Below are 22034 nucleotides of genomic sequence, written 5' to 3'. Positions count from 1 at the left end.
CTCACAGCTGGCCGACGTCGGTGACACGGACGACCGCACGGCCCTCCGTGTCGGAGGCCGCGAGATCGATCTCCGCGCTGATGCCCCAGTCATGATCGCCGTTCGGGTCGGCGAAAATCTGCCGAACGCGCCACAGGTTGTGCTGGGGCTCCTCCTCGATGAGCAGGAGCTTGGGTCCGCGGGCGTCGGGGCCGGTGCCGAGGTCCTCGTACTCGTCCCAGTACTTGTCCATCGCCTCGCCCCAGGCGTCCGCGTCCCAGCCCGCCTCGGCGTCCAACTCGCCCAGCTCGTCGACATGGTCGAGGGCGGCGAGTTCGACGCGACGGAACATCGCGTTGCGGACGAGGACACGGAAGGCACGCGCGTTCGCGGTGACCGGCTTGACCTGGTCGGCCTTCTCCTGCGCCTCCTCGGCGGTCATCTCCGCCGGGTTGGCGAGCTGCTCCCACTCGTCCAGCAGGCTGGAGTCGACCTGGCGCACCATCTCGCCGAGCCAGGCGATCAGATCCTGCAGGTCCTCGGACTTGAGGTCGTCCGGGACGGTGTGGTCGAGGGCCTTGAAGGCACCGGCGAGGTAGCGCAGCACGATGCCCTCGGTGCGGGCCAGCTCGTAGTACGAGGTCAACTCCGTGAAGGACATGGCCCGTTCGTACATGTCACGGATCACGGACTTCGGGGACAGCGGGTGGTCGCCGACCCACGGGTGGCTCTTGCGGTACGTGTTGTACGCGTGGAAGAGCAGCTCCTCCAGCGGCTTGGGGTAGCTGACGTCCTGGAGGCGCTCCATGCGGTCCTCGTACTCGACGCCGTCCGCCTTCATCGCGGCCACTGCCTCGCCGCGCGCCTTGTTCTGCTGGGCGGCGAGGATCTGCCGCGGGTCGTCGAGCGTGGACTCGACGACGGACACCATGTCCAGCGCGTACGAAGGCGATTCGGGGTCCAGCAGCTCGAACGCGGCGAGCGCGAAGGTCGACAGCGGCTGGTTGAGGGCGAAGTCCTGCTGCAGATCGACGGTGAGGCGCACGATGCGGCCCTCGGAGTCCGGGGTGTCGAGCTTCTCGACGATGCCGCCGTCCAGGAGCGAGCGGTAGATGGCGATCGCGCGCCGGATGTGCCGCAACTGCTGCTTGCGCGGCTCGTGGTTGTCCTCCAGGAGATGCCGCATCGCGTCGAAGGCGTTGCCGGGGCGGGCGATCACCGACAGCAGCATCGTGTGCGTGACCCGGAAGCGGGACGTCAGCGGTTCCGGATCGGAGGTGATGAGCTTCTCGAAGGTGCTGTCCGACCAGCCGACGAAGCCCTCGGGCGCCTTCTTGCGGACGACCTTCCGGCGCTTCTTCGGGTCGTCGCCCGCCTTGGCGAGCGCCTTCTCGTTCTCGACCACGTGCTCGGGGGCCTGCGCGACCACCAGACCCGCCGTGTCGAAGCCGGCCCGTCCGGCGCGGCCCGCGATCTGGTGGAACTCACGGGCGCGCAGCGTGCGCACCCGGATGCCGTCGTACTTGGCCAGCGCCGTGAACAGCACCGTGCGGATGGGCACGTTGACGCCCACCCCGAGCGTGTCCGTACCGCAGATGACCTTCAACAGGCCCGCCTGCGCGAGCTTCTCCACCAGGCGCCGGTACTTGGGCAGCATGCCGGCGTGGTGCACACCGATGCCGTGCCGCACGTAACGGGACAGGTTGCGGCCGAACTTGGTGGTGAAGCGGAAGTTGCCGATCAGCTCGGCGATCTGGTCCTTCTCCTCGCGCGAGCACATGTTGATGCTCATCAGCGCCTGCGCCCGCTCCACGGCCTGCGCCTGGGTGAAGTGCACGATGTAGACCGGCGCCTGCCTGGTCTCCAGCAGCTCCGTCAGGGTCTCGGTGAGCGGGGTCAGCCTGTACTCGTAGGACAGCGGCACCGGCCGGGTCGCCGAGCGGACCACCGACGTGGGGCGCCCGGTGCGGCGGGTGAGGTCCTTCTCGAACATCGCGACGTCGCCGAGCGTGGCCGACATCAGGATGAACTGCGCCTGCGGCAGTTCCAGGATCGGGATCTGCCAGGCCCAGCCGCGGTCCGCCTCCGCGTAGAAGTGGAACTCGTCCATGACGACCTGGCCGACGTCCGCGTGCCTGCCGTCCCGCAGCGCGATCGACGCGAGAACCTCCGCCGTGCAGCAGATGATCGGGGCATCGGAGTTGACGGACGCGTCGCCGGTCAGCATGCCGACGTTCTCGGTGCCGAACATCTTGCACAGCTCGAAGAACTTCTCCGAGACCAGCGCCTTGATCGGGGCGGTGTAGAAGGTGACCTCGTCCCGGGCCAGCGCGGCGAAGTGCGCACCGGCGGCGATCATGCTCTTGCCGGAGCCGGTGGGCGTCGACACGATCACGTTCGCACCGGAGACCACCTCGATCAGCGCCTCCTCCTGATGGGGGTAGAGCGTGAGACCGCGCTCCTTGGCCCACGACTCGAAGGCTTCGTAGAGGGCGTCGGGATCTGCGGTCGGCGGCAACTGGTCGATGAGGGTCACGACCCCATCTTGCCTGGCGCCGTGGCCGATGGGGGAATCGGCTGCGGGGACGAAGATCGCTACCGCTACGCTGTGTCGCCGACGGAGTGTCAGGGCGCCCGAGCAACTGACCGGCGGCGTAAGAGGAATGGGGCGGGGAACGGCCATGATGGGACCAGCACACTCACTGTCGGGAGCGGCGGCCTGGCTCGGCGTCGGAGCGGCGACCGCCGCGGCTGGGCATCCGATGCCCTGGCCGGTGATCCTGGTCGGCGCCCTGATCTGTGCCGGCGCCGCGCTCGCCCCGGACCTCGACCACAAGGCGGCGACCATCTCCCGGGCCTTCGGACCCGTCTCCAAGGCTTTGTGCGAGATCGTCGACAAGCTCTCGTACGCCGCGTACAAGGGGACCAGGAAGCAGGGCGACCCGCGCCGCTCCGGAGGGCACCGCACCCTTACCCATACCTGGTTGTGGGCGGTCCTGATCGGGGCGGGGAGCGCGGCCGTGGCGATCATGGGCGGTCGCTGGGGGGTGTTGGTGATCCTCTTCGTGCACATGGTGCTGGCCATCGAGGGCCTGCTGTGGCGGGCGGCCCGCGGCTCCAGCAGCGACATCCTGGTGTGGCTGCTGGCGGCGACCAGCGCGTGGATCCTGGCCGGAGTGCTGGACAAGCCGGGCAACGGTTCGGACTGGCTGTTCACGGACCAGCACCAGTACCTGTGGCTGGGACTGCCGGTCGTGCTGGGTGCGCTGGTGCACGACATCGGGGACGCGCTGACCGTCTCCGGCTGCCCGATCCTGTGGCCGATCCCGCTGGGCCGCAAGCGCTGGTACCCGATCGGGCCGCCGAAGGTGATGCGGTTCCGCGCGGGCAGCTGGGTCGAGCTCAAGGTGCTGATGCCGGTGTTCATACTCCTCGGGGGAGTGGGCTGCGCGGCGGCGCTCAACGTGATCTGAGGCCCGGCGCCGGTTCCGGCTTCGGCGCGGGCAGTGGCCTACGCCCCGCCGGAACCCTGGCCAGCCTCGCCGCCGCCGTAGCGCCGCTCGAACTGGGCGATGCGGCCCTCCGTGTCCACCGTCCGCGCCTTGCCGGTGTAGAAGGGGTGGCTCTCCGAGGAGATCTCCACGTCCACGACCGGGTAGGTCTCGCCGTCGTCCCACTCGATGGTCCGGTCGCTGGTCGCGGTGGACCGGGTCAGGAACGCGTATCCGGCGGCGCGGTCCCGGAAGACCACGGCGTGGTAGTCGGGCTGCTTGTCCTGCTGCATGGCTGCTCCTCCTGCGACGGTGGTGCGGTGGACGGCGAAGGGGCGGCGAGGTCAGCCGTAGAGGGAGTCCTCGTCCTCGTCGACGATGTGCATCGCGGCCTCCTCGGCGGAGGCGGCGGCACCGTCGATGCCCACGTCCGTGGCGATCAGGCCGCTCTCCTCGTCCTCGTGTGCTCCTTCGTCGGGTGCCACGAGCCGGCCCGAGCGGACGTCACCGACCTCGATGTCCCGGAGTTCGCCGTCGGTGTCCTCGGAGTCGCCGAGGCCGTCGCTGTCGGACACGGTGAGATCCGGGACCTCCTCGGCGAGGCGCTGGTCGAGCGTCTCGCCGTGCTCGCGCGCCGCGGCCGTCACGTCGTCGCGTTCCACCGCCCAGGGGCGATCCGGCGGGGACCAGCCGCGGTCGAGGGGGTCCTCGACACCGTCGGCCATCAGGGTGTCCTCCGCGTCGAGCAGACCCGCGTCGTCCTGCACCTCGGATCCGTCGGGCTGGTAGACGTCGTCTCCCCATCCGTCGGCGCTGTTCACGGGTACCTCCAGGTGGTGGGGACCGGCCCGTTCTCACCGCGGTCGGCGGCGGTTCGCCGCTGTGCGGGGCACAGTCGGCGCCCGGCACGAACCACATGGTCCCCGGGCACTCCCCGAACCGGTGCCGCTCCCCAGCCTTCCACCCCTTTTCCCCCGGGCGCAACGGCAGGCGTCCGGTTCCGGTGCGGTACAGCGCCCCGAAAGGGGCGCGGGGCTGTGCCATGTGCGGCTCCGCCGCGTGGGCGCGACCAGCCCCCACCGACCCGCACCCCAGGCACCGCTCGACCAGCGGAGCTACCCGTGCCACGACCGCCACAACGCCGCGTACGCCCCCTCCGCCGCCACCAGCTCGTCATGGCTCCCCAGCTCGCTGATCCGTCCGTTCTCGACGACGGCGATGACGTCCGCGTCATGGGCGGTGTGCAGACGGTGGGCGATCGCGACGACCGTGCGGCCGTCGAGGACACGGGCCAGGGACCGTTCGAGGTGCCGGGCCGCACGCGGGTCGAGGAGCGAGGTCGCCTCGTCCAGGACCAGCGTGTGCGGATCGGCCAGCACCAGCCGGGCCAGCGCGATCTGCTGGGCCTGGGCCGGGGTGAGCGCGAGCCCGCCAGAGCCGACCTCGGTGTCCAGGCCGTCGTCCAGTGCCCGCGCCCACCCGTCCGCGTCGACCGCGCCCAGCGCCGCCCACAGCTCGGCGTCCGCCGCGTCGGTCCGGGCGAGCAGGAGGTTGTCGCGCAGGGAGCCCACGAAGACGTGGTGTTCCTGGTTGACGAGGGCCACATGGGAGCGGACGTGTTCCGCGGTCATCCGGGAGAGTTCGGCGCCGCCGAGGGTGATCCGGCCGTCCCGGGGCGCGTAGATGCCGGCGAGCAGCCTGCCCAGGGTGGACTTGCCCGCGCCCGAGGGACCGACCAGGGCCAGCCGGGTGCCGGGCGCGACCTCCAGGGACACCTTGCGCAGCACGTCGACGCCCTCGCGGTAGCCGAAGTGCACCCGGTCCGCGTGCACGTCCCGGCCGTCGGGGGACAGCGCGGCGTCCCCGGCGTCGGGCTCGATGTCGCGGACGCCGACCAGCCGGGCCAGCGAGACCTGGGCGACCTGGAGCTCGTCGTACCAGCGCAGGATCAGGTTCACCGGGTCGACGAGCATCTGCGCGATGAGGGCGCCCGTCGTCAGTTCGCCCACCCCGATCCAGCCCTGCAGGACGAACACCCCGCCGAGCATCAGGACCGAGCAGAGCACCGTGACATGGGTGACGTTGATGACCGGGAAGAGCACCGACCGCAGCCAGAGCGTGTAGTTCTCCCAGGCGGTCCACTCCTTGACGCGGCGCTCCGAGAGGGCGATGCGCCGGTCGCCGAGGCGGTGGGCCTCGACGGTGCGGCCGGCGTCCACGGTCTCGGCGAGGGCCGCGGCCACGGCGGCGTACCCGGCGGCCTCGGAGCGGTAGCCGGCCGGTGCGCGCTTGAAGTACCAGCGGCAGCCGATCACCAGCACCGGGACCGCGATCAGCACGGCGGGCGCCAGCGGTGGCACGGTGACGACGAGACCGCCGATCAGCAGCACCGCCCAGACCACACCGATCGCCAGTTGCGGCACGGCTTCCCGCATCGCGTTGGCGAGCCGGTCGATGTCGGTGGTGATGCGGGACAGGAGGTCGCCGGTGCCCGCCCGTTCCAGGACGCCCGGCGGCAGCCCGACCGACCGGACGAGGAAGTCCTCGCGCAGGTCGGCCAGCATCCGCTCGCCGAGCATCGCGCCGCGCAACCGCACCTGCCGGATGAACAGGGCCTGGACGGCGAGTGCGACCACGAACACTCCGATGGTCAGGCCGAGATGGAGTTCCCGCGCGCCGTCCGACACCCGCTCGACGAGATCGCCGAGCAGATAAGGGCCCACCATCGAGGCGATCACGGCGACCGTGTTCACGGTGACGAGAAGGAGGAAGGCACGGCGGTGCCGGTGGAACAGTTCGGACACGTAGGCGCGTACGGTCGCGGGGGCGCCGACCGGCAGGGTGTTCGCCGTGGTCGGGGCCGCCGGGTCGTAGGCCGGGGGTGCCACGCCGATCATGCGCTCTCCTCGATTTCTTCCAGTGCGCTCCGCAGAGCGGCTTCGTCGTCGTCCAAGGCGGCCCGCAGTGAGCCTCCGTCGTCGTCCTCGGCACCCCGGAGAGGAGCCTCGTCATGGTTCGACTCGCCCCGCGCAGGGGCCTTGTCGTGTGCCGCGGCGCCTTGCGGAGCGGTGCCCTCGTCGTGTTCCACGGCACGCCGGAGCGGGGCCGCACGGGATGCCAACTCACCCCGCAGGGAGGCCTGTTCGTCGTCCAGCGCCTCTCGCGACACGGACTCCTCCTCGGTCTCGCGCGTCACCACCGCCCGGTACCGGGGCTCGCTCCGGAGCAGGTCGCGGTGGGCGCCGACCGCCACCACCTCTCCCTCGTGCACCAGCACGACCCGGTCCGCGTGGTCCAGGAGCAGGGGCGAGGAGGTGAACACCACCGTGGTCCGGCCGGTCCTCAACTCCCGTACGCCGTCGGCGATCCGGGCCTCGGTGTGGGAGTCGACGGCGGAGGTCGGCTCGTCCAGGACGAGGACCTCCGGGTCCGTGATCAACGACCGCGCCAGGGCGAGCCGTTGGCGCTGGCCGCCGGAGAGGGAGCGTCCGCGTTCGGTGATGCGGGCGTCCATCGGGTCCTCGGTGTCGAGCGAGCCCTGCGCGAGCGCCACCAGCACGTCCCCGCACTGCGCGGCGGCCAGGGCCTCCTCCGCGCCGACCGCACCCGAGGCGGGCACGTCGAGCAGCTCGCGCAGCGAACCGGACAGCAGCACCGGGTCCTTGTCCTGGACGAGGACGGCGGTGCGCGCCGAGTCGAGGGGGAGCTCGTCGAGCGGTACGCCGTCCAGGAGCACGGAGACGCCCTCCTCGGCGGGGTGTCCGCCGAGGCGTTCCGCCAGCCGCCCGGCCGCGTCCGGGTCGCCGCACACCACGGCGGTGAGCCGGCCGGAGGGAGCGAGCAGACCGGTGTCCGGGTCGTACAGATCCCCGGCGGGCACCTCGGCCGCGCGCGTCCCCCCGGTGTCGGTGACCCGCTCCAGGGACAGCACGCGTGCCGCGCGTTTGGCCGAGGGCCGGGAGAAGGAGTACGCCATGGCGATCTCCTCGAAGTGCCGCAGCGGGTAGGACATGATCATCACCGCGCTGTAGACGGTGACCAGTTCGCCGACGGTGACCCGTCCCTCGCGGGCGAGCCGCACGCCGTGCCAGACGATCGCGATCAGCAGCAGCCCCGGCATCAGCACCTGGATCGCGGAGATGACCGCCCACATCCGGGCACTGCGCACGGCCGCGTGGCGCACCTCCTGGGAGGCACGGCGGTAGCGGTCGAGGAACAGTTCCTCGCCGCCGATGCCGCGCAGCACCCGCAGGCCGGCGACGGTGTCGGAGGCGAGTTCGGTGGCGCGGCCCGCCTTCTCGCGCTGCACGTCCGCGCGCCGGGTGGCGCGGGGCAGCAGCGGCAGCACGGAGACCGCCAGCACGGGCACGCCCACGGCGACGACGACACCGAGCGCGGGCTGGTACAGGAACAGCCCGACGCACGCGATGACGAGCGTCAGCGCGGCGGCCAGGAAGCGGGACAGCGCCTCCACGAACCAGCCGATCTTCTCGACGTCACCCGTGGACACGGCCACGACCTCACCGGCGGCGACCCGCCGGGTCAGCGCCGAGCCGAGGTGGGCCGCCTGGCGGGCCAGCAGTTGCTGGACGCGGGCGGCGGCCGTGATCCAGTTGGTGACGGCGGCCCGGTGGAGGAAGGTGTCGCCCACGGCGATGCCCGCCCCGCACAGCACCATCAGCCCGCCGGTCAGGGCCAGCCGGCTCCCGGAGCGGTCGACCACGGCCTGCACGGCGAACCCCACACAGAACGGCAGCGCGGAGACGGACACGAAGTGCAGCAGCCCCCAGGCCAGGGACCTGAACTGTCCACCGAGCTGATTCCGGCCGAGCCACCACAGGAATCGGGGCCCCGAGCGCGCGTCCGGCACACCCGGGTCGGGATACGGAAGGTCTTGAATCTGCATGACGTCCCAGTGGCTCTTGTCAGACGGGAAGGGGGAGGGAGGAAGCGTGGAGCGCGGCAACACACCACGAGCGGAGTACGGCAACAAACCGTGAAAGGTTCGCGTCGCAGCGTGGTCGGAAGCAAGCGGTTTTCCCCGCCGGGGGCCAGAACCGGCGTTCACCCATCAGGGGCGAGATGTCCGTGACCTCACGCAATGCCACCGAATGCGATGTGACCATGGTCCGATGCAGAGTGGCGGCACACGACGTGCGACGGTCGCGATGGCGGCTCTCGGTTCCCTCCTGACGATGACGACCCTGTCCGCGTGCGGCGGCGCGCACACCGGGCACCCCGGTGGCACGGAAGGGAGACCCGGCGCGCAGGCGACCCACCCGAGACCGGCCGTTACCACCTCCGCCCCGGACCCGACCCGCATCCCGGACGTCGGCGACCGGCTCCAGCGCGCCGTCCCCACCGACACGAGCCAGGTCCTGACGGTCTACGGCAACGGCAAGGACTCCCCGGACTCCACCGCCGTCCTGTTCACCAAGAACGGCAATACCTGGGCCCGGGCCGCCAGTTGGCCCGCGCACAACGGAAAACTGGGCTGGACCACCGACCACCACCTCGGCGACAAGCGCAGCCCCGTCGGCGTGTTCACGCTGACCGCCGCGGGCGGTGTGCTCGACGACCCGGGCACGGCGCTCCCGTACTCCCAGGACGAGTCGTACGAGGCGCCGCGCGACTGGGACGAGTCGCACTGGCACGACTTCGACTACGTCATCGCCATCGACTACAACCGCGTCCCGGGCACCCCGCCCGACGACGCGGAGCAGCCCGAGGGCGAGGACAAGGGTGGCGGGATCTGGCTGCACCTGGACCACGGCAGCGGTACGTCGGCCTGCGTCAGTCTGTCCAAAGAGGCGATGGAGTACCTGCTGCGCACGCTCGACCCGGCCCGGCATCCCGTGGTGCTGATGGGGGACAGGGCGGACCTCAAGGGGTAGAACACCGCCCATGAGAAGCCGGATAGTCATGTCCATGCTCGCCGGAGCGACCCTCCTGGCGAGCACCCTCCTCGGAGCGAGCCCCGCCCAGGCGGCCGACACGAAGGCCCAAGTGGCCGATACGAAGACCCAGTCGGTCGATACAAAGACCCAAGTCGCCGACGTCCCGGCCGAGTTCGGCACCGACTGGCACGACCCCCTCACCGCCGCCCCGCCCATCGCCAAGCCCGCGACGAAGTCCTGCCAAGTCACCCTCGCCGACACCGAGTTCCGCGACTTCACCCCGTACCAGGGCACCTACACACCGCCCAAGGCCTGCGGCGACCACTGGAGCAAGGTCGTGCTGCGCCTCGACGGCACGGTCAAGGGCCGGCAGTACGACCGACTCGGCTATCTGCACGTCGGAGGGGTCGAGATCCTCCGTACCTCCACGCCGGAGCCCTCGCCCGACGGCATCGCCTGGTCCGTCGAGAAGGACGTCACCCGCTACAGCGCCACCTTCCGCAGCGCGCAGGACGTCGAGATGCTCATCGGCAACGTCGTCGACGACACGTACACCGGAGTCATCGGCGTCAAGGCCACACTGACGTTCTACGAGGGCAGGCCGGCCGCGGCGCAGACCCCCGACCGCGTCCTCACCCTCGCCGCCGACTCGACCCTCACCACCCCGCGCAACACCGAACGCATCGTCGCCGAGGTCTACGCCACCGGATCCGGCGGCGGCTGCGAGGAGTTCTGGTACCTCGCCGTGCCCGACTCGGCGCCGTACTCCTGCCAGGCCGACAAGGGCCCCTACCGCGAGGTGCAGATCAAGGTCGACGGCCAACTCGCGGGAATCGCCGCGCCGTTCCCGAACGTGTGGACCGGCGGCTGGTCCGACCCCTTCCTCTGGTACGTCATTCCCGGCCCGCGCGCCTTCGACGTCAAGCCGATCGAATACGACCTCACACCCTTCGCCGGGCTGCTCAACGACGGCCGCCCGCACCGCGTCGACGTCTCCGTCGTGGGTGTGCCCGAGGGGCAGAGCGGGTGGAGCGCGCCGGTGAACGTACTCGTCTGGCAGGACGCGCAGCGCGCCCACGTCACCGGGAAGCTCACCCTCGACCGGGTGGGCGAGCTCGCCAACTCCTCGACGTACACGCCCGGTTCGGAGGAGCGCGTGGACACCGACGCGGGCCATCGGCTGACGACGGCCGGATACGTCGACACCTCGCACGGCCGGGTGCGGACCACCGTCGACCGGACGCTCGCGAACACCTCCGTGCACCGTTGGACCGACGGCGAGAACATGGACGGGCTCGACGCGACCTGGACGGACGACGAGTCGGTGACCGTCGACGGGCGTGGACCGGCCCGGACGACGGCCACGCACCGGACGTACACGATGAACGGTGCGACGACGATCGGGACGGACGACCGGCTGCGTACCGTTCTCACGCTCGGCGACCGGGCGGCGGTCGTCGACACTCGGGACGGGCGGCGGACCGGGTGGTCACGGCTCGACGACACCTACACCGGGGACGCGACCTACACGCTGAACGTGCCCCGCGACCAGCGGCACGCGGTCGGGACGTCGAGTGAGCGATACCGGCTGTACGGCTCGGGCGGCTGCTACGACCGTTCGCTGACGACCGCGCAGGGGGTGCTCACCGAGGACCACAGCGGCTGCTGACCTGCTGTGCGTGCGATGCGTCACCCAGATGTGTGATTTACACGGCCGTCACACGGAGGTTTTCCGGACGATCAACAACGGCTTCAAAGTGTCCACTCGGAAGCCGCTTTCCGTATCGCAGAAGTCGCCCCCATTCGATTTCCGCGAACGACCGTCCCCCCTCAAGGAGTGCCCGTGCCGCCGTCCGTCCCGCCTCTGCCGCGACGCGTCGCACGCATACTGCGTACCTCACTCTTCGCGCAGGTCGCCTGCGCGCTCGTCCTCGGCATCCTCGTCGGAAAGCTGTGGCCCGACGTGGCCACGGACCTCCAGCCTCTCGGCGACGGATTCACCCGGCTCATCAAGACGATCATCTCGCCGCTCGTGTTCTGTGTGGTCGTCGTCGGTATCGCCAAGGCCGGCGACCTCAAGGCCTTCGGCCGGATCGGCCTCAAGGCGCTGATCTGGTTCGAGGTCGCCAGCACCGCGGCACTGATCATCGGTCTGGTCCTCGCCAACGTCGTCCAGCCCGGCTCCGGGATGCACGTCGACCCGGCCACGCTCAACACCTCGGCGGTGGACGCGAAGACGGGCGGCGCCGCGCTGCCCTCGACGACCGAGTTCATCGTCAACGCGCTGCCCACCAGCTTCATCGGCGCCTTCGCCGAGAACTCCCTGCTCCAAGTCCTCATCCTGGCCTGCCTGGTGGGCGCCGCGCTGCTCCACCTCGGCCACACCAAGGTGCCGCAGGTCCTGCCCGCCATCGAGCAGGCCCAGGAGATCATCTTCGCGATCGTCGGCTTCGTCATGCGGCTCGCCCCGCTGGCCGTGTTCGGCGCGATGGCCGTCCTCGTCGGCCAGTACGGGCTCGGCGTGATCAAGACCTACGCCAAGCTGATCATCCTCTGCTATGTCGCCGCCGCGCTCTTCGTCGCGCTGCTCGCCGTCGCCCTGCGGCTGGTCACCGGGCTCAGCCTGTGGAAGTTCCTCCGTTACATCCGTGAGGAGATGCTCCTCGCGCTCGGCACCGCCTCCACCGAGTCCGTCATGCCGCGCGTGATGCAGAAGCTGCGCAAAGCCGGCGCCCGGGACGACGCGGTCGGCCTGGTGCTGCCCACCGGCTACTCCTTCAACCTCGACGGCGCCTCCCTCTACCTCTCCATCGGCACGCTGTTCATCGCCCAGGCCGTGGGCGTCGACCTCAGCCTCGGCCAGCAGATCACCGTCGTCCTGGTGCTCATGCTCACCAGCAAGGGCATGGCCGGCATCCCCGGTTCCGCCTTCCTCGCCCTGTCCGCGACCGCCTCCTCGCTGGGCGCGATCCCCGCCGGCGCGGTCGCCCTGCTCCTCGGCGTGGACCGCATCATGGACTCGATGCGCGTCGTCACCAACCTCCTCGGCAACTGCGTCGCCGTCTTCGCGGTCTCCCGCTGGGAGGGCGCCCTCGACATCGAGAAGGCCAAGAAAGTCCTCGACGGAGAGATCACGGACGTAGAAGAAGCCGTAGAAGAAGAGGGTGTGCCGGAAGAGGCGGAGATCCCCGCGCAGCGCGTCAAGGAGACTGCCCCCGAGGCCAGTTGAGACTGCGTCAGTTCGCCGTGGCGGGCTGCGGCTCCTGCTCCGTTTCTACGGTGGGGGAGTCGCGGCCCGTTTTTCGGTGACCGGGTGGGGCGGTTTCCTACGCCTCGGTGGCTATGAGGTCGACCGGGTAGTCCTGGTCGAAGTCGGCCGAGCGGCTCACCGAATCCCATGTGGCCGCCTGCGCGATCTGGTCGCGTGAGTAACTCTGCGCCATCTCTACGGCAGCGACGCCCAGGAGGAGGTGGGAGGGGAGGTTCGGCTGCTTGACGATGCGGACCAGGATCTCCCCGGCGCGCTTCGGGTCGCCCGCGGCGACCACGGGACCGTCGAAGAGGCGGATCATCGCGCCGACGGTCTCGTCGTACTCAGGCGTCACATCCGGGATCTGCATCGACGAACCGGCCCAGTCGGTCGCGAACCCGCCCGGTTCCACGACGAGGTACCTGATGCCGAACGGCGCGGTCTCGGCCGCGAGCACGCGCGTGAAGCCGTCGACCGCGAACTTCGCCGCCTGGTACGACCCGAGCCCGGGATTGCCGCCGACCCGGCCGCCGATGGACGAGAACTGTACGACCGTGCCCGCGCCCCGCGCCCTCAGGAACGGGATCGCCGCCGTCGAGACGTTGTAGACGCCCCAGAAGTTCGTGTCGAACTGGCGGCGGAAGTCGTCCTCGGGTGTCGTCTCGACCGGGGAGAGATTGGCGTATCCGGCGTTGTTGACGACCACGTCGATCCCGCCGAAGCGGTCGGCCCCCGCCTGTAGAGCGGTTGTTGCCGCTGCCCGGTCGGTGACGTCGAGCGCGACGGGGAGTACGCGGTCGCCGTACTTCTCCACGAGGTCGTCGAGCTGCTCCGGCTTGCGTGCCGTCGCGACGACCTGGTCGCCGGCCTCCAGGGCCGCGACGGTGAGGTTGCGGCCGAAGCCGCGGGACGAACCGGTGATGAACCATGTCTGAGTCATGCCTCTAGCAAAACACTGTTTCGTTATTAGTGCAACCGTGTTGCGCTATGCTCTGAGTCATGAGTACGCCCAGTCCCCAACGCGCCCGAAGTGCGGCGGCCAAGCAACAGCGCGAGAGGGCGATCCTCGACGCCGCCAGATCCCTCGGCGCCGAACGCAGCGTGCGCGAGGTCACGCTCACGGACATCGCCGCCGCCGTCGGCATGCACAAGTCCGCGATGCTTCGGTACTTCGAGACCCGGGAGCAGATCTTCCTGGCGCTGACCGCAGAAGGCTGGGAGGACTGGTCGGCGGTTCTTCGGGTGCGGTTGGGTGAGGTCGCCGATGGAGATTCCGACGCGGTCGCCGCCGTCATCGCGCGGACGCTCGTCGCGCGGCCGTTCTTCTGCGACCTGCTGGCTCAGGCGCCGTTGAACCTGGAACGCAACGTCTCGCTCGACTCGGTCTACGAGTTCAAGACGGTCGTACTCGGCGTAGTCGCCTCGCTGGTAAGCGAGTTGTGCCGGATACTCGCGATCACCGAGCGTTCGGCCATCGATGTGATCGCCACGGCGACGAGCATGGCAGGGGCGCTGTTGCAGATGGCCGCTCCCGGTACCCGCCTCCGAACGCTCTATGAATCCCGTCCCGAGTTGGCGCACGCGCTGGTCGACGTCGAACCCCAACTGACCCGCATTCTGGCCGCGTTGCTGACAGGGCTGCGGGCTGCTGCGACGCCGACACAACCGTCCGGGCAAGCGTGAGTTGAAGCCCGCAGGCCACAGCTCACGGCGTAGGCGACTGGCCGCGTGTGCTCGCGAACCGGCTGCGATAGTGCGTCGGCGTCGTGTCCAAGTGGCGGGCGAAGGCGCGGCGGAGGGTCTCGTCGGTGCCCAGGCCGCTGTGGTGCGCCGCGGAGGTGACGCTGTGGCCTTCGAGCAGGAGATGCTGGGCGCGGTCGAGACGGACCCGTTCGACCCAACGGGCGGGCGTGGTACCGAGTTCCGTGCGGAAGAGCCGCGTCAGGTGGCGGGGGCTGACGGCCGCGGTCGCCGCCATGGCGGGCAGGCTGTGGTCGGCGGCCGGGTCCGCCAACACCGAGGCGATCAGTGACCGTAGCGGATCGGTGCGCGGTGGTGGGATGGCGGTCGCGGCGGAGAACTGCGACTGCCCGCCCGGGCGTTGCATGAAGACGACCAGCTCGCGCGCGATGTCCCTGGCCACGTCCGCTCCGTGGTCGTCCTCGACGAGGGCGAGCGCCAGGTCGATCCCGGCGCTGATGCCCGCCGAGGTGACGAAGCGCCCGTCGCGGATGTGGATGGCGTCCGGCTCGACGCGCACGAGGGGGTAGCGGTGGGCCAGTGTCCCGGCGTGCCGCCAGTGGGTCGTGGCCGACCGGCCGTCCAGCAGGCCGAGTTGGGCGAGGACGAAGGCGCCCGTGCAGACGGACGTGACCCGGACGGCGTGCTCGGTGAGGGTACGGGTCGCGGTCAACAGTCCTTCCTCGGCGGGCTGTTGGGCCAGCCGGTCGCCCCCGGCGACGACGACCGTGTCGACCGGACCGGCGTCGGCCGCGGTCACCGTACCGGTCAGCGTCAGCCCGTTCGAGGCGGTCACGGTGCCGCCGTGGGGCGAGACCAGCACCAGCTCGTAGGGGTGGCCGAGCCGGCCCGACTGGTGCAGTACCTCGGCGGGGCCGCTGACGTCGAGCATGGTCACGCCGTCGAAGACGAGGAATCCGACCCGGTGTGTCATGCCGGAAGCCACGTCTCAGCCCACGTCTCAAGCCGCGTCTCAAGCCACGCCTGAAGCCATGTCTGAATCTGTGGTTTTTCTGGCTGTGAGGACATGGCCCCAGCGTACGTCGCTGACGATCCTGGGGTCATACGGCATCGATTGACAGGGCATCGAGTCGCGCGGCATCGAGGAGAGGCAAGAACGATGAGCGAAGTGATCGCAGGCGTGGAGATCCCGGACACCGCCCTGGTGCGGGAGGCGACCGAGCTGGTGCGGGAGGCCGCGTCGCCGTTGTTGTTCGACCACTCCCGGCGGGTGTTCCTGTGGGGCGCCCTGCGCGGCCGGGAGCAGGGGCTCGACTACGACCCCGAGCTGCTCTACGTGGCCGCGATGTTCCACGACCTCGGCCTCACCGAGAAGTTCCGCCGCACCGACCAGCGCTTCGAGATCGACGGCGCCGACGAGGCCCGCCGGTTCCTGCACACGCACGGCATCACCGGTGAGTCGGCCGACCGGGTCTGGGCGAGCATCGCCCTGCACACCACACAGGAGATCCCGCTGCACATGGCGGCCGAGATCGCCCTCGTCAACCGGGGTGTGGGACTGGACGTCGTGGGCATCGGCTACGACGCCGTCACCGACGAGCAGCGCGCGGCCGTCGTGGCGGCACACCCCCGCCCGGACTTCAAGAACGGGATCCTCGCCGCCTTCACCGAGGGCATCAAGGACCGCCCCGAGACCACGTTCGGCAACATCAAGGCGGACGTGCTGGCCCATTTCGTACCGGGCTTCGTGCGGGGCGACTTCGTGGAGCGCATCAAGGCGTCGAACTGGCCGGAGTGAGGCGAACCCGGTCTCCGGCGGCAGCCCGGGGCGACGGGTCAGTGCGGCAGCGGGTCGGCGGGGCAGCGTGTGAACGGGTAGTGGTTCAGCGGGTCAGCAGGACCGCCCGTGCCCATGCCCCTCGTGCGCCCCATGGGCGTCATGCCTCTCATGCCCCTCGTGTGCACCAGGCGCCCCGTCCACCAACGTGTCCAGCAACGTCCGCAACACCTCGCGCTCCACGTCTGTGAGCGGCGCGAGAATCTCGTCAGCCGCCCCTCGCCGCGCGCCCCGCAGCTCGCTCAGCGCCTTGCGGCCGTCGTCCGTGATCTCGATCCGGATCACCCGCCGGTTGGACGGATCGGGCACCCGCCGCACCTTGCCGCTCGCCTCCAGCCCGTCGACCAGCGTCGTCACGGCACGCGGCACCACTTCGAGGCGCTCGGCGAGGTCGGCCATGCGCGGCGGGGCGTCGAAGTGCGCGACGGTGCGCAGCAGCCGGGACTGGGCGGGGGTGATGCCGAGGTCGCGCTGCTCCAGATGACGCTTCTGGATGCGGTGCACCCGGCGCGTGAGCCGCAGCAGCTGCTCCGCGAGCAGGCCGTCGGAATCGGGGGTGGTCATACGGGAACAATATCAGGACCTGGTTCATTGTGAGTATAGGTAACAATGAGCTATGCTCCACCAAGCCTCATCGCTCCACGAGTTCTGAGCGCTTGACCAGTCCTGATCGCCTCACCATCCGTAGGAGACCATGCCCCGCGACGACATCAACTGGACACCGTCCCCCGGCACCTCGACCGACCAGCCTCGGCAGGTGCGCCGCATCCTCAAGCTCTTCAAGCCCTACCGCGCCCGGCTCGCGGTCGTCGGCCTCCTGGTCGGCGCAGCGTCCCTGGTCACCGTGGCGACCCCGTTCCTGCTGAAGGAGACGCTGGACGTCGCCATTCCGCAGAACCGCACCGGCCTGCTGAGCCTGCTCGCGCTCGGCATGATCCTGAGCGCCGTCCTGACCAGCATCTTCGGCGTGCTGCAGACCCTGATCTCCACGACGGTCGGCCAGCGCGTCATGCACGACCTGCGCACAGCGGTCTACGGCCGCCTGCAGCGCATGTCGCTCGCCTTCTTCACCCGGACCCGCACCGGCGAGGTCCAGTCCCGCATAGCCAACGACATCGGCGGCATGCAGGCGACCGTCACCTCCACGGCCACCTCCCTGGTCTCGAACCTCACCAGCGTGGTCGCCACGATCATCGCGATGATCGCCCTGGACTGGCGGCTGACCGTCGTCTCGTTGCTGCTGCTCCCGGTCTTCGTGTGGATCAGCCGCCGCGTCGGCAACGAACGCAAGAAGATCGCCACCCAGCGCCAGCGGCAGATGGCCGAGATGGCCGCCACGGTCACCGAGTCGTTGTCCGTCAGCGGCATCCTGCTCGGCCGCACGATGGGTCGCTCCGACTCGCTCACCCGCTCCTTCTCCGAGGAGTCCGAGGGGCTGGTCGACCTCGAAGTCCGGTCGAACATGGCCGGGCGCTGGCGCATGGCCGTCATCTCGATCGTCATGGCCGCGATGCCCGCCGTCATCTACTGGACGGCCGGCATGACGCTCCACCTGGGTGGTCCGGACGCCTCGATCGGCACCATCGTCGCCTTCGTCTCGCTCCAGCAGGGCCTGTTCCGCCCGGCCGTCAGCCTGCTGTCGACCGGCGTCCAGATCCAGACCTCGCTGGCGCTCTTCGCCCGCATCTTCGAGTACCTCGACCTGCCGATCGACATCACCGAGCGCGAGAACGCGGTCCACCTCGACACCATCAAGGGCGAAGTCGCCTTCGGAGAAGTCGAGTTCCACTACGACGACAAGAGCGGCCCGATCCTCGACGGCATCGACATCACCGTCCCCGCAGGCAACAGCCTCGCGATCGTCGGCCCGACCGGCGCCGGAAAGTCGACCCTCGGCTATCTCGTGCCCCGGCTCTACGACGTGACGGGCGGCCGGGTCACCCTCGACGGGGTGGACGTCCGTGACCTGGACTTCGACACGCTCGCGCGTGCCGTCGGCGTCGTCTCCCAGGAGACGTACCTCTTCCACGCCACGGTTGCCGAGAACCTCCGCTTCGCGAAGCCGGACGCCACCGACGAGGAGCTGTACACGGCGGCGCGCGCGGCGCAGATCCACGAGCACATCGCAGGCCTGCCCGACGGGTACGACACGGTCGTCGGCGAGCGCGGCCACCGGTTCTCCGGCGGCGAGAAGCAGCGCCTGGCCATCGCCCGCACGATCCTGCGCGACCCGCCGGTCCTCATCCTGGACGAGGCGACCAGCGCGCTGGACAACCGCACCGAGGCCGCCGTCCAGGACGCCATCGACGCCCTGTCGGCCAACCGCACCACGCTCACCATCGCGCACCGGCTGTCCACCATCCGGAGCGCAGACCAGATAGTGGTCCTCGACTCCGGGCAGATCGCGGAGCGGGGCACGCACGAGGAACTACTCGATCGGGACGGGCGGTACGCGGCCCTCGTACGCCGGGACGCCCAACTGGAACCGACAAGCTGAAGATATGCCGGGTTTGTGAGGGTATGCGGGTTACCGTGCCCGCATGCAGATGAACACTCCGCCACGGAGCACGATTCGACTGACCCGCAGGGGCCGGGTCGCCCTCATCGCGACGGGGGCCGTCGTGGCCGGCACCGCCGTGGCGGTGCCGCTGCTGAGCCTGGAGAGCGAGGGGGACACACGCCCCACGTCCCTGGTGATCCCGGAGGGCTGGCGCTCGGGCCAGATCTACGAAGCCGTGGACAAGGTCCTCGCGCTGCCGGTCGGGACCACCAAGAAGTCGATCGCGAAAGCCGGCCTGAAGCTGCCGACCGACGCGGAGGGCAACCCCGAGGGCTATCTCTTCCCGGCGACGTATCCGCTGGAGAAGAAGTCGACGCCCGCGTCGCTCCTGTCGTTCATGGTCAACACCGCGAACAAGAAGTTCAACGGCGCCCCGGTCGCCGCCGGCGCCCAGCGCAACGCGATGAACGTCTATCAGGCGGTCACCATCGCGAGCATCGTGCAGGCCGAAGCGGCCTCCACGACCGACATGGGGAAGGTGGCCCGGGTCATCTTCAACCGCCTCGAACGCGGTATGCCGCTGCAGATGGACTCCACCATCAACTACGCCCTGAACCGCGCCACGTTGAAGACCACCGGCAGCGACACCCGGCTCGACAGCCCCTACAACTCCTACCAGCGCATGGGCCTGCCGCCCACCCCGATCGACAACCCGGGCGAGGAGGCGATGCGCGCCGCGATCAACCCGCCCCCGGGCGACTGGCTGTACTTCGTCACGGTCAAGCCCGGCGACACCCGCTTCGCGGCCACGTACGAGGAACACCAGCGCAACGTCTCCGAGTTCAACGCGGCCCAGAAGAACAGCGCGACGCCCACGAAGTGACCCGCGCGGGACGCCGTAGGGCGGCGCTCGGCTTTCCGGCCGGCGCCGCCTGATGTGTCGTCGGGGTGGGTGACTTGTGTTTCGTTGGCGGGTGCGGGTGCGGGTGCGGGTGCGGGTGCGGGTGCGGCTGCGCTGTGGCTGGTCGCGCAGTTCCTCGCGCCCCTCAAAAGGACCCTTGGCCGGCTCGGCGCGGCACCTTCGCCCCGCCCGTGAAGCGACCCCACCAGAACAACCTCAGGCCGCCACCGGCTCCCCGGCCAGCAACCGCCGGATGTCCCGCACAGCCGCACGCCCCGCGCGATTCGCGCCGATCGTGCTTGCCGACGGCCCGTACCCGACCAGGTGGACCCGCGGATCGGCGACCGCCCGGGTTCCCTCTACACGGATACCGCCGCCCGGCTCGCGCAGCTTCAGCGGTGACAGGTGGTCGATCGCGGCCCGGAATCCGGTTGCCCAGAGGATGACATCGGCGTCCACATGGCGGCCGTCGTTCCAGTCCACCCCGTCGGGTGTGATCCGGTCGAACATCGGCTGCCGGTCCAGGACTCCGTCCGCGATCGCCTGCCGGATCGCGTCGTTCAGCGGCAGCCCGGTCACGGAGACGACACTCTTCGGCGGCAGCCCCTGCCGCACCCGCTCCTCGACCAGTGCGACGGCTGCCCGGCCCACGTCCTCGGTGAACTGACCCTCGCGGAAGACCGGCGGACGCCGGGTCACCCACGTGGTCGCTGCCGCGTACGGGGCGAGCTCCATCAGATGCTGCGTACCGGACGCGCCCCCGCCCACCACGACCACCCGCAGCCCGGCGAACTCCTCAGGCCCCGGATACTGCGCGGTGTGCAACTGCCGCCCCCGGAAGGTCTCTTGACCCGGATAGCGCGGCCAGAACGGCCGGTCCCACGTCCCGGTCGCATTGATCAGCGCCCACGTCGACCACGTACCGTCCGACGTCTCGACGAGCAGCCTCCCGTCCACGCCCTCCCGCACGGCCTTCACGTCCACCGGCCGCCGTACCCGCAGGTCGAAGGCGCGCTCATACGCGGCGAAGTACTCGGCGATCACCTCGGCGGACGGCCGGGCCGGATCGGCGTCCGTGAGTTCCATGCCCGGCAGCGCGTGCATCCCGTGCACCTTGCCGTACGTCAACGACGGCCACCGGAACTGCCAGGCCCCGCCCGGCGCGGGCGCGTGGTCCAGCACCACGAAGTCGCGCTCCGGCTCGAAACCGGTGCGCCGCAGGTGATAGGCGCCGGCCAGTCCTGCCTGCCCGGCGCCTATGACGACCACGTCGACCTCACGCGTGTTGTTCACGTTTGTACGAACAGCACCGGGGCCGTGGATCTTCCCGCCCGCTCAGCGCCCGCCGCTCACGAGCAACGGCAGGCCGACCTTCGCCCTCCCCTTGACCAGCCCACGCGCCGCCAGCTCGGGAATCACGCCCTCGCCGAACCAGTACGCCTCCTCCAGATGCGGATACCCGGAGAGCACGAAGTGCTCGACGCCCAGCGAGTGGTACTCCTCGATCAGATCGGCGACCTCGGCATGGCTGCCCACGAGTGCGGTGCCCGCGCCGCCCCGGACGAGACCGACGCCCGCCCACAGGTTCGGATGGATCTCCAGTTCCTCGCGCGAACCGCCGTGCAGGGCCAACATCCGCTGCTGGCCCACCGATTCACTGCGCCCGAGCGCCGCCTGCGCGGCCGCGATGGTGTCCGCGTCGAGGTCGTCGAGCAGCCGGTTCGCGGTCGCCCACGCCTCGGCCGACGAGTCCCGCGAGATGGTGTGCAGCCGCACCCCGAACCGCACGTCCCGCCCCTCCCGCTCGGCCAGCCCGCGAATCCAGTCGATCTTCTCCTTGACCTGCGCCGGCGGTTCTCCCCAGGTGAGATACACGTCCGCATGCCGGGCGGCGACCGGCCCGGCCGCCGCCGACGACCCGCCGAAGAACACCTGCGGCACCGGATCGGGCGGCAGCGCCGTCAGCCCGCCCTCGACCTGGTAATGGACACCGCCGAAGTCGTACGGCTCTCCCCGCCACACCCCTCGTACGACCGACAGGAACTCGTCCGTACGGGCGTACCGCTGATCGTGGCCGAGATGGTCGCCGAACCGCCGCTGCTCGGCCGAGTCGCCACCGGTGACGACATTGAGCAACAGCCGCCCGCGCGTGACCCGTTGATAGGTCGCCGCCATCTGCGCGGCGAGCGTCGGCGAGATCACCCCGGGCCGGAACGCCACCAGGAACTTCAGCCGCTCGGTGTGCTGGGCCAGCGCCACGGTGGTCAGCCAGGCGTCCTCGCACCACGTGCCGGTCGGCGTCAGGACCGCCTCGAAGCCCAACTGCTCGGCCGCTTTGGCGATTTGGGCGAGGTACTCGATGTCCGGCGGCCGCACCCCGCGGACCGCGCCCGCGCGGTTGAGCCCGTAGGCGTGCCGGTCGACGAGCGTACGGCCGTCGCCGCCGGTCGGCAGGAACCAGTGCAGACGCACGCTCAT

18 protein-coding genes are annotated in these 22034 nt (G+C 70.2%); 8 read left to right on the top strand and 10 right to left on the bottom strand.

The window, feature by feature from the left end:
- Window position 1: 1 nt before the first annotated feature.
- A complete protein-coding gene (locus OG496_RS09615; RefSeq protein WP_405970437.1) occupies window positions 2-2515 on the bottom strand; it encodes a DUF3516 domain-containing protein in 2514 nt (837 codons plus the stop codon).
- Between the two features lie 145 nt (window positions 2516-2660).
- Here OG496_RS09615 and OG496_RS09610 point away from each other — a divergent pair, with 145 nt between their 5' ends.
- Window positions 2661-3452 carry a metal-dependent hydrolase gene (locus OG496_RS09610; protein WP_366498595.1) on the top strand — a complete coding sequence of 264 codons (792 nt, stop codon included), beginning with the start codon at window positions 2661-2663 and terminating at the stop codon, window positions 3450-3452.
- 38 nt (window positions 3453-3490) lie between these two features.
- Here the strand turns inward: OG496_RS09610 and OG496_RS09605 are convergent, their stop codons facing one another.
- From OG496_RS09605 to OG496_RS09590, 4 genes are all read right to left on the bottom strand, one after another.
- Window positions 3491-3763 carry a type B 50S ribosomal protein L31 gene (locus OG496_RS09605; protein ID WP_405970436.1) on the bottom strand — a complete coding sequence of 91 codons (273 nt, stop codon included), beginning with the start codon at window positions 3761-3763 and terminating at the stop codon, window positions 3491-3493.
- Between the two features lie 51 nt (window positions 3764-3814).
- Window positions 3815-4291 (bottom strand): DUF5709 domain-containing protein, encoded by a 477-nt coding sequence (locus tag OG496_RS09600; protein WP_405970435.1) that lies wholly within the window; start codon window positions 4289-4291, stop codon window positions 3815-3817.
- A 294-nt stretch (window positions 4292-4585) separates the two neighbouring features.
- Window positions 4586-6367, bottom strand: a complete 1782-nt coding sequence (locus OG496_RS09595; RefSeq protein WP_405970434.1) for an ABC transporter ATP-binding protein — start codon at window positions 6365-6367, stop codon at window positions 4586-4588.
- Entirely contained in the window at window positions 6364-8376 is a 2013-nt protein-coding gene (locus tag OG496_RS09590) for an ABC transporter ATP-binding protein (protein WP_405970433.1), read from the bottom strand. Before OG496_RS09590 ends, OG496_RS09595 begins: the two co-directional genes overlap by 4 nt.
- A 226-nt stretch (window positions 8377-8602) precedes the next feature.
- Here OG496_RS09590 and OG496_RS09585 point away from each other — a divergent pair, with 226 nt between their 5' ends.
- The 3 genes from OG496_RS09585 to OG496_RS09575 all read left to right on the top strand — a co-directional run bounded on the left by OG496_RS09585 (window position 8603) and on the right by OG496_RS09575 (window position 12596).
- Complete coding sequence (locus tag OG496_RS09585) at window positions 8603-9364, top strand: L,D-transpeptidase family protein (protein ID WP_405970432.1); 762 nt, start codon at window positions 8603-8605, stop codon at window positions 9362-9364.
- Between the two features lie 10 nt (window positions 9365-9374).
- Entirely contained in the window at window positions 9375-11036 is a 1662-nt protein-coding gene (locus tag OG496_RS09580; protein ID WP_405970431.1) for a peptide-N4-asparagine amidase, read from the top strand.
- 174 nt (window positions 11037-11210) lie between these two features.
- Entirely contained in the window at window positions 11211-12596 is a 1386-nt protein-coding gene (locus tag OG496_RS09575) for a cation:dicarboxylate symporter family transporter (RefSeq protein ID WP_405970430.1), read from the top strand.
- A gap of 97 nt (window positions 12597-12693) precedes the next feature.
- Here OG496_RS09575 and OG496_RS09570 read toward each other — a convergent pair whose 3' ends face one another.
- Complete coding sequence (locus OG496_RS09570) at window positions 12694-13557, bottom strand: SDR family NAD(P)-dependent oxidoreductase (protein ID WP_405970429.1); 864 nt, start codon at window positions 13555-13557, stop codon at window positions 12694-12696.
- A gap of 59 nt (window positions 13558-13616) precedes the next feature.
- Here OG496_RS09570 and OG496_RS09565 point away from each other — a divergent pair, with 59 nt between their 5' ends.
- A complete protein-coding gene (locus tag OG496_RS09565) occupies window positions 13617-14300 on the top strand; it encodes a TetR family transcriptional regulator (RefSeq protein WP_405970428.1) in 684 nt (227 codons plus the stop codon).
- A gap of 22 nt (window positions 14301-14322) precedes the next feature.
- On the opposite strand, the gene OG496_RS09560 is transcribed toward OG496_RS09565, so the two are convergent.
- Complete coding sequence (locus OG496_RS09560; protein WP_405970427.1) at window positions 14323-15291, bottom strand: GlxA family transcriptional regulator; 969 nt, start codon at window positions 15289-15291, stop codon at window positions 14323-14325.
- A gap of 186 nt (window positions 15292-15477) precedes the next feature.
- Between OG496_RS09560 and OG496_RS09555 the strand changes: the two genes are divergently transcribed.
- The gene (locus OG496_RS09555) at window positions 15478-16116 is read left to right on the top strand and encodes an HD domain-containing protein (RefSeq protein ID WP_405970426.1); all 639 of its coding nucleotides are present in this window, start codon (window positions 15478-15480) and stop codon (window positions 16114-16116) included.
- Between the two features lie 93 nt (window positions 16117-16209).
- On the opposite strand, the gene OG496_RS09550 is transcribed toward OG496_RS09555, so the two are convergent.
- Window positions 16210-16719 carry a MarR family winged helix-turn-helix transcriptional regulator gene (locus OG496_RS09550; RefSeq protein ID WP_405970425.1) on the bottom strand — a complete coding sequence of 170 codons (510 nt, stop codon included), beginning with the start codon at window positions 16717-16719 and terminating at the stop codon, window positions 16210-16212.
- Between the two features lie 130 nt (window positions 16720-16849).
- On the opposite strand from OG496_RS09550, the gene OG496_RS09545 reads away from it, so the two are divergent.
- Window positions 16850-18652 (top strand): ABC transporter ATP-binding protein, encoded by a 1803-nt coding sequence (locus tag OG496_RS09545; protein ID WP_405970424.1) that lies wholly within the window; start codon window positions 16850-16852, stop codon window positions 18650-18652.
- 43 nt (window positions 18653-18695) lie between these two features.
- Entirely contained in the window at window positions 18696-19538 is an 843-nt protein-coding gene (gene mltG / locus OG496_RS09540; protein WP_405970423.1) for an endolytic transglycosylase MltG, read from the top strand.
- Between the two features lie 234 nt (window positions 19539-19772).
- Here the strand turns inward: mltG and OG496_RS09535 are convergent, their stop codons facing one another.
- Window positions 19773-20849: an NAD(P)-binding domain-containing protein gene (locus OG496_RS09535; RefSeq protein WP_405970422.1), complete on the bottom strand. Its 1077-nt coding sequence runs from the start codon at window positions 20847-20849 to the stop codon at window positions 19773-19775.
- A 42-nt stretch (window positions 20850-20891) separates the two neighbouring features.
- Window positions 20892-22034: an LLM class flavin-dependent oxidoreductase gene (locus OG496_RS09530; RefSeq protein ID WP_405970421.1), complete on the bottom strand. Its 1143-nt coding sequence runs from the start codon at window positions 22032-22034 to the stop codon at window positions 20892-20894.

This window comes from Streptomyces sp. NBC_00988 (assembly GCF_045162645.1).
Lineage (GTDB): Bacteria > Actinomycetota > Actinomycetes > Streptomycetales > Streptomycetaceae > Streptomyces.
This window is presented reverse-complemented; position numbering and strand designations above follow the sequence as displayed.

Bases quoted from the DNA above. Each gene is read 5' to 3' on its own strand.
- OG496_RS09550 (WP_405970425.1), bottom strand. From the start codon at position 16,719: ATGACCACCCCCGATTCCGACGGCCTGCTCGCGGAGCAGCTGCTGCGG.
- OG496_RS09555 (WP_405970426.1), top strand. From the start codon at position 15,478: ATGAGCGAAGTGATCGCAGGCGTGGAGATCCCGGACACCGCCCTGGTG.
- mltG (WP_405970423.1), top strand. From the start codon at position 18,696: ATGCAGATGAACACTCCGCCACGGAGCACGATTCGACTGACCCGCAGG.
- OG496_RS09565 (WP_405970428.1), top strand. From the start codon at position 13,617: ATGAGTACGCCCAGTCCCCAACGCGCCCGAAGTGCGGCGGCCAAGCAA.
- OG496_RS09560 (WP_405970427.1), bottom strand. From the start codon at position 15,291: ATGACACACCGGGTCGGATTCCTCGTCTTCGACGGCGTGACCATGCTC.
- OG496_RS09590 (WP_405970433.1), bottom strand. From the start codon at position 8,376: ATGCAGATTCAAGACCTTCCGTATCCCGACCCGGGTGTGCCGGACGCG.
- OG496_RS09585 (WP_405970432.1), top strand. From the start codon at position 8,603: ATGCAGAGTGGCGGCACACGACGTGCGACGGTCGCGATGGCGGCTCTC.
- OG496_RS09610 (WP_366498595.1), top strand. From the start codon at position 2,661: ATGATGGGACCAGCACACTCACTGTCGGGAGCGGCGGCCTGGCTCGGC.
- OG496_RS09530 (WP_405970421.1), bottom strand. From the start codon at position 22,034: ATGAGCGTGCGTCTGCACTGGTTCCTGCCGACCGGCGGCGACGGCCGT.
- OG496_RS09605 (WP_405970436.1), bottom strand. From the start codon at position 3,763: ATGCAGCAGGACAAGCAGCCCGACTACCACGCCGTGGTCTTCCGGGAC.
- OG496_RS09570 (WP_405970429.1), bottom strand. From the start codon at position 13,557: ATGACTCAGACATGGTTCATCACCGGTTCGTCCCGCGGCTTCGGCCGC.
- OG496_RS09595 (WP_405970434.1), bottom strand. From the start codon at position 6,367: ATGATCGGCGTGGCACCCCCGGCCTACGACCCGGCGGCCCCGACCACG.
- OG496_RS09545 (WP_405970424.1), top strand. From the start codon at position 16,850: ATGCCCCGCGACGACATCAACTGGACACCGTCCCCCGGCACCTCGACC.
- OG496_RS09580 (WP_405970431.1), top strand. From the start codon at position 9,375: ATGAGAAGCCGGATAGTCATGTCCATGCTCGCCGGAGCGACCCTCCTG.